Genomic DNA, 6,546 nt, shown 5'->3' with positions numbered 1-6,546 from the left:
GCTCCGGGGGCTGGATGATTTTCCGACTGCCGACTCTGTGGGTGGGGGGCTTGGATCGTTGGCAGTCTGAAAATCACCCGTCACGCCCCTCTCCGCGGCCACCCCCTCCGCCACCCCCTCCCGCAGCGCTCCCTCTCGCTGGGGAGGGATGAGGGGTGGGTGGGAGGTTGAGGTGAGTGGGTCGGGTGGGTGGGTTTGGGGGTGGGGGGTGGTTTGGGTGGGTGCGTTGGTGCGGGGGGGCTATGAGGTCAGGGATTCGTACGCCCTCCTCAGGCGGTGGATGCCCTCGGTCGCTTGTGTGGCGCTCTCGGCTGCCGCGTAGCTGAGGCGGAGGTGCGCTGCCGGGGGTTCTGCCGGGTGGTACGGGCGGCCGGGGGTGACGAGGACGCCGGTTCGCAGGGCCGCTGCGGTGAGGACGGCGTCGTCGGTGCCGTCCGGCAGGCGTAGCCACAGGTGGTAGCCGCCCGGGCGGTAGTCGTCGAGGAAGCCCGGCAGTTCGCGGTGCAGGGCGGCGACGGTGGCGGTGCGGCGGTCCTGGAGTTCGGCCCCCAGCGTGCGCAGGTGGCGGGGCCAGCCGGGGTCGGAGACGAGTTCCAGGGTGGCCTCCTGGAGCGGGCGGGGCACGAAGAAGCTGTCCACGACCTGGGTGGCCCGCAACCGGGCGAGGGCGGGGCCGTGGGCGGTCAGGGCCCCGACCCGCAGGTTGGGCGAGGCCGCCTTGGTCAGGGAGCGCAGGTGGACCACGACGCCGTCCTGGTCGTCGGCGGCCAGTGGGCGGGGCAGCGCGGGGGCGTCGGTGTGGACGAGCAGCCGGGCGAAGTCGTCTTCGAGGACGAACGCCCCGGCGGCGCGGGCGATCCGCAGGACCTCGGTGCGCCGTTCGGGGGAGAGCACCGCGCCGGTCGGGTTCTGGAACAGCGGCTGGCAGACGAAGAGCGGGGCCCGGCTGGCCGCGAAGGCGTCGGCCAGCAGGTCGGTGCGGACGCCGTCGGCGTCGACCGGGACGGGGACGGGCCGCAGCCCGGCCGCGTGCAGGACCGCGAGGATCCCCGGGTACGTCGGGGACTCCACCAGGACGGGTGTGCCGGGCGCGGCGAGCGCCCGCACCGCGACGGTGAGGCCGCCCTGTCCGCCGGCGGTGATCAGGACGTCTCCGGCGCCGATCGGGCCGCCGGTGCCGCCGATGTCCCGGGCGAACCAGCCGCGCAGTTCGGTGAGGCCGTCGGCGGGCGGGCGGTCCCAGGCGCCGGGGCGGCGTCCGGCCCGGGCGAGGGCGCCGGCCAGCAGGCGTTCGGGGAGCAGGCCGGCGTGCGGGTAGCCGCTGTTGAGGTCGATGACGTCGGGCGGCGGCACGTTGAGGGTGGCCATCACCGGTGCGGCGAGCAGGTCGCGCGGGCCGGAGCCGGCGCTGAGCGCGACCTCCTGCCAGGAGAGGTCGCCCGTGCGGGCGCTCGGCGCGGCGGCGAAGTGGGCGGCCCGGAACACCCCGGCTCCCGGCCGGGAGACGACCAGCCCCTCGGCCGCGAGGACGGCGATCGCCCGGGAGACCGTCACCGGGCTGACCTGGTGGCGCTCGACGAGGGCGCGGCTGGACGGCAGCTTTCGTCCTTCGGGGTAGCACTCCACCTCGCGGCGCAGGCTTTCGGCGAGTTCGGCCACACTGCTACGCTCGTTCATGAAGGCACAAGATAGCGCTATTCGAATGTCGGCGATAGCACCGCGGATCGTCGGCCCTGGTTCGGCAGCGGCCGCCGGCACCCTGCCCGCCGCCCTCGGGGTGCTCCTCTTCTCGTTCAGCTTCCCGGCCACCTCCTGGGCCCTCACCGGCTTCGGCCCCTGGACGGCCACCGGGCTGCGCGGGGCCGGGGCGGGCCTGCTCGCCGCCCTCTACCTGGCGGCCGTCCGCGCTCCGCTGCCGACCCGGCGGCAGTGGCCCGGCCTGCTCGTCGTCGCGGCGGGCTGCGTCCTCGGCTTCCCGCTGCTCACCACGCTCGCCCTGCGGATGTCCTCGACGGCGCACTCGGCGGTGGTCATCGGCCTGCTGCCGCTGGCGACGGCGGTGTTCGCGGCGTGGCGCACCGGCCGCCGGCCGTCCCGGGCGTTCTGGGGCGCCGCGCTGGTGGGGGCGGCGGCCGTGATCGCGTTCACCCTGCTGCAGAGCCACGGCCGGCCGAGCGCCGCGGACTGCCTGCTGTTCGCGGCGCTGCTCGTCTGCGCCGCCGGGTACGCGGAGGGCGGGCGCCTGTCGCGGGACCTGCCGGGTGCCCAGGTGATCGCGTGGGCGGTGGTGGCCGCACTGCCCGCGACCGTGCTGACCACCGTGCTCGCGTTGCCCGCCGAGCCCGTCCACCCGGGCGCGAAGGCGCTGGTCGGGCTGGCGTACACGGCGGCGGTGTCGCAGTTCGGCGGGTTCGTGCTCTGGTACCGGGGGATGGCGGCGATCGGCGTGCCGAGGGCGAGCCAACTCCAGCTCGCACAGCCGCTGTTGACGCTCGTGTGGGCGGTTCTGCTGCTGGCCGAGGACCTGCCGGCGGCGGCTCCGGTGACGGCCGTGGTGGTGCTCGTCTGCATCGCCGTCACCCAGCGCGCCCGTGCGTGAGGGCCTGTTCGGGTGATGCGCCGCGCGCGCCCCGGGCTTCGGTGGGCGGCCGCTGGTAGTGGTGGGTCCGACCACCGCCAGCCCGAGCCCGGAAGGCGCGCCGCGTGACTCTCCTGCCGAAGGACGTCGTGGACCGGGCCCGTCTGCGCCGACGCCGGCGCGGGCGGGCCCTGGTGGGCTGGCTGAGCACGACCGACCACAAGCGGATCGGCACCCTCTACATCACGACGTCGTTCCTGTTCTTCCTCGCCGGCGGCGTCATGGCGCTGCTGATGCGGGCCGAACTGGCGCGCCCGGGGCTGCAGTTGATCGACAACGAGCGGTTCAACCAGCTGTTCACCATGCACGGCACGATCATGCTGCTGATGTTCGCGACCCCGCTCTTCGCGGGCTTCGCCAACTGGATCATGCCGCTGCAGATCGGCGCACCGGACGTCGTCTTCCCCCGGTTGAACGCGCTCGCCTACTGGCTCTACCTGTTCGGCTCGCTGATCGTCATGTTCGGCTTCCTGACCCCGGGCGGCGCGGCCGACTTCGGCTGGTTCGCCTACGCGCCGCTCAACAGCCGGATGCACAGCCCGGGCCACGGCGCGGACCTGTGGATCATGGGACTGGCGCTCTCCGGGTTCGGGACCATCCTCGGCTCGGTCAACTTCGTCACGACGATCGTCTGCTTCCGGGCGCCGGGCATGACGCTGTTCCGGATGCCGATCTTCGTCTGGAACGTCCTGCTCACCGCGGTCCTGGTGCTGTTCGCCTTCCCGGTGCTGGCGGCGGCGCTGCTCTGCCTGGAGTCGGACCGGCGGTTCGGCTCGCACGTCTTCGACCCGGCCAACGGCGGGGCGATGCTGTGGCAGCACCTGTTCTGGTTCTTCGGGCACCCCGAGGTGTACATCATCGCCCTGCCGTTCTTCGGCATCGTCACCGAGATCATCCCGGTGTTCAGCCGCAAACCGGTCTTCGGCTACTCCGGCCTGATCGGCGCGACGGTCGCCATCACCGGCCTGTCGATCACGGTCTGGGCGCACCACATGTTCGTCACCGGGCAGGTGCTGCTGCCGTTCTTCTCGATCATGACGATGCTGATCGCGGTGCCCACCGGGGTGAAGTTCTTCAACTGGATCGGCACGATGTGGCGGGGCTCGCTGAGCTTCGAGACGCCGATGCTGTGGACCGTCGGCTTCCTGGTGACCTTCCTGTTCGGCGGGCTCACCGGGGTGCTGCTGGCCGCGCCGCCGATCGACTTCCACGTCTCCGACTCGTACTTCGTCGTCGCGCACTTCCACTACGTGGTGTTCGGGACGGTGGTGTTCGCGATGTTCGCCGGATTCCACTTCTGGTGGCCGAAGTTCACCGGGCGGATGCTAGACGAGCGGCTCGGCCGGATCCACTTCTGGACGCTGTTCACCGGCTTCCACGCCACCTTCCTGGTGCAGCACTGGCTGGGCGCCGAGGGCATGCCGCGCCGGTACGCCGACTACCTCGCCTCGGACGGGTTCACGACGCTGAACACCGTCTCCAGCATCGGCTCGTTCCTGCTCGGGGCCTCGACGCTGCCGTTCCTCTACAACGTGTGGCGGACGGCGAAGTACGGGAAGCCGGTGGAGGAGGACGACCCCTGGGGGTACGGGCGGTCGCTGGAGTGGGCCACGTCGTGCCCGCCGCCGAGGCACAACTTCGTGACGCTGCCGAAGATCCGCTCGGAGTGCCCGGCGTTCGACTTGCACCACCCGGAGATCGCGGAGCTCGACCGGAGGCAGAACGGCCCCCGGGACCGCCCGTCCGGCGGGGTTCGCTCGTTAGGATGAGCGGCGTGCCCCGCCGGCTCCGGGGCGCGGCATCCGGAGGGAGTGGGCCGTCATGGCAGACGAGAGGCACGCCCCGGCCGGGGACGCCCCCGCCCGGCGACGCGGCCAGGGCGAGCTGGAGGCCCAGGTGCTGGCGGTGCTCCAGCGCGCGCCCGGCCCGGTCACCGCGGGGTGGGTGCAGGAACGCCTGGACGGCGGCCTGGCGTACACCACCGTGATGACGATCCTCTCCCGGCTGCACGCGAAGAACGCCGTCTCCCGGACCCGCTCCGGCCGCTCCTACCTCTGGCAGGCGTCCTCCGACGCGGCCGGGCTCGCCGCCCTGAGGATGCGCCGGATGCTCGACGGCGAGGCCGACCGGGACGCCGTCCTGGCGAGCTTCGTGAGCGCCCTGCTCCCGCACGACGAGGAGCTGCTGCGCGCGCTCCTCGACTCCGCGTCCGCCGATCCGGCAGCGGCCGACCGTGAGAGCTGACCCGTGGGCTTCTTCGTCTTCCTCCCGCTGATCCTGCCGCTGACGGCGGTGCCGATCGCGCGCCTCACCGGGCAGCACCTGCACCCGCGGGGCGCGGCCCGGCTGATGACCGTGATCAGCGCGGTGATGGCGGTCTGCAGCGTGCTGTGCCTCGGCCTGATCGGCGTGGTCGGCACCGCGCAGATCCCCGGCAACCCGCTGCCGGACAGCTGGTCCGACCCGGAGGTGCGGGCCGCGCTGCCGTACCACGAGACGGTCGGGACGGCCGCGATGTGGCTGCTGGTCCTGGTCGGGGCGGCCTGCCTGCGGACGGCGGCGCGGCACCTGCGGGTGCGGGCCCGGGCCCGGCGGGCGCTGGACGGCCTGCCGGCGGGCTCCGGGCCGGACGCCGACCTCGCGGTGCTGCCGGACGCCAGCCCGTACGCGTACGCGCTGCCGGGTTCGCCGGGGCGGGTCGTGGTGTCCACCGGGATGCTGGAGGGCCTGGCCGAGGACGAGCGCGAGGCGCTGGTCGCCCACGAGCGCGCGCACCTGGTGCACCGGCACCACCGCTACCTGCTGGCCACCCAGCTCGCGGCCAACGTGAACCCGTTCCTGCGCCCGCTCCAGGAGGCGGTGGCCTTCAGTGCGGAGCGCTGGGCGGACGAGGACTCGGCGCAGGCGGTGGGGGACCGGCGGATCACCGCGCGGGCGGTGGCCCGGGCGGCCCTCGTCGCGCGTCCGGTGCCGTCCCCGGGCTTCGCGGCCTTCGCCGCCCCGGCACCGGCCCCCGGCCCGGTGCCGCGCCGGGTCGCCGCGCTGCTCGGCCCGGTGCCGTCCGACCGCAACTGGCCGCCGGCAAAGACCCCGGCGGGCCTGGCCGCGATGGTCGCCGCGGTCGGGACGGCGGCGTCGGCGCTGTGCGCGCTCAACGCCGCCGTGGCGCTGCTCGTCGTCCTGAAGGCCGTCACCCCGTTCTAGGCGGCGGCCAGTGCGTCGAGCGTGGCCCCGGCCCGTGCGAGCGACTCCGCGGCGATCGGCCGGAGCCCGTTCAGCGCGGGCACGTCGTCGGCCCGGGTGAGCTCGGCGGTGACGACGTGCAGGTTCTCCTCGGCGACGCCGAGGTTGCCGAAGTACGCCCGCAGGTACGGGACCTGGAAGTCCTGGTGCTCGCGCGGGGTGCCCGGCCCGTAGCCGCCGCCGCGGACGGCGACGACCACGACGCGGGTGCCGCCCAGCAGCTTCGCGCCGGTGTCCGGGTCGACGTAGGCGCCGGGGAAGGAGACCCGGTCGATCCACGCCTTGAGGCCGGTGGAGACCGTGAAGTTGTACATCGGGGACCCGACCACCAGGGTGTCCGCGGCCAGCAGCCGGTCGATCAGCGGGCGGGTCAGCGCCCACTCGCGCTCCTCGTCCGGGGTCTCGGCGAGCGCGGCGACGCCGTCCAGGGGGAGCCTGCCCTTGCGCTCGGTGCGGCGGCCGAGGGCGTCGTAGGCGGCGTGCACCGCGGGCACCGGGTCGGCGACGAGGTCGTGGTGGCGGTGGGTGGCGGCGGCGCCGTGCCGGGCGCGCCAGACGGCGGCGAAGCGGGCGGTCAGGGCGCGGCTGACCGAACCCTCCGGGCTGATGCTGGAGTCCAGGTGGAGCAGGGTGGTGGACGTCATGGTGCTCTCCTCGTCACCTCG

6 protein-coding genes are annotated in these 6,546 nt (G+C 73.9%); 4 read left to right on the top strand and 2 right to left on the bottom strand.

Annotated features, from left to right (window positions below):
* Window positions 1-240: 240 nt before the first annotated feature.
* Window positions 241-1,677 carry a PLP-dependent aminotransferase family protein gene (locus tag ACFV4F_RS13720; RefSeq protein ID WP_380502231.1) on the bottom strand — a complete coding sequence of 479 codons (1,437 nt, stop codon included), beginning with the start codon at window positions 1,675-1,677 and terminating at the stop codon, window positions 241-243.
* Between ACFV4F_RS13720 and ACFV4F_RS13715 the strand changes: the two genes are divergently transcribed.
* The 4 genes from ACFV4F_RS13715 (at window position 1,676) to ACFV4F_RS13700 (ending at window position 5,842) form a co-directional block, all read left to right on the top strand.
* Complete coding sequence (locus ACFV4F_RS13715) at window positions 1,676-2,599, top strand: DMT family transporter (RefSeq protein ID WP_380502229.1); 924 nt, start codon at window positions 1,676-1,678, stop codon at window positions 2,597-2,599. The two genes, ACFV4F_RS13720 and ACFV4F_RS13715, sit on opposite strands and share 2 nt — an antisense overlap.
* A 128-nt stretch (window positions 2,600-2,727) precedes the next feature.
* Entirely contained in the window at window positions 2,728-4,407 is a 1,680-nt protein-coding gene (ctaD, locus tag ACFV4F_RS13710; RefSeq protein ID WP_380502233.1) for a cytochrome c oxidase subunit I, read from the top strand.
* A 52-nt stretch (window positions 4,408-4,459) separates the two neighbouring features.
* The gene (locus ACFV4F_RS13705; RefSeq protein ID WP_380435797.1) at window positions 4,460-4,882 is read left to right on the top strand and encodes a BlaI/MecI/CopY family transcriptional regulator; all 423 of its coding nucleotides are present in this window, start codon (window positions 4,460-4,462) and stop codon (window positions 4,880-4,882) included.
* 3 nt (window positions 4,883-4,885) lie between these two features.
* On the top strand, window positions 4,886-5,842 hold the full coding sequence (locus ACFV4F_RS13700) for a M56 family metallopeptidase (protein WP_380435799.1): 957 nt from the start codon (window positions 4,886-4,888) through the stop codon (window positions 5,840-5,842).
* On the opposite strand, the gene ACFV4F_RS13695 is transcribed toward ACFV4F_RS13700, so the two are convergent.
* Window positions 5,839-6,525 carry an FMN-dependent NADH-azoreductase gene (locus ACFV4F_RS13695; protein ID WP_380502227.1) on the bottom strand — a complete coding sequence of 229 codons (687 nt, stop codon included), beginning with the start codon at window positions 6,523-6,525 and terminating at the stop codon, window positions 5,839-5,841. The two genes, ACFV4F_RS13700 and ACFV4F_RS13695, sit on opposite strands and share 4 nt — an antisense overlap.
* Window positions 6,526-6,546 lie beyond the last annotated feature (21 nt).

Origin of the sequence: Kitasatospora sp. NPDC059722 (assembly GCF_042733235.1) — a bacterium.
Taxonomy (GTDB): Bacteria; Actinomycetota; Actinomycetes; order Streptomycetales; family Streptomycetaceae; genus Kitasatospora.
This window is presented reverse-complemented; position numbering and strand designations above follow the sequence as displayed.

What these genes read in the sequence shown, in the direction of transcription:
- ACFV4F_RS13715 (WP_380502229.1), top strand. Translation starts at nt 1,676, where the DNA reads ATGAAGGCACAAGATAGCGCTATTCGAATGTCGGCGATAGCACCGCGG.
- ACFV4F_RS13720 (WP_380502231.1), bottom strand. Translation starts at nt 1,677, where the DNA reads ATGAACGAGCGTAGCAGTGTGGCCGAACTCGCCGAAAGCCTGCGCCGC.
- ACFV4F_RS13695 (WP_380502227.1), bottom strand. Translation starts at nt 6,525, where the DNA reads ATGACGTCCACCACCCTGCTCCACCTGGACTCCAGCATCAGCCCGGAG.
- ACFV4F_RS13705 (WP_380435797.1), top strand. Translation starts at nt 4,460, where the DNA reads ATGGCAGACGAGAGGCACGCCCCGGCCGGGGACGCCCCCGCCCGGCGA.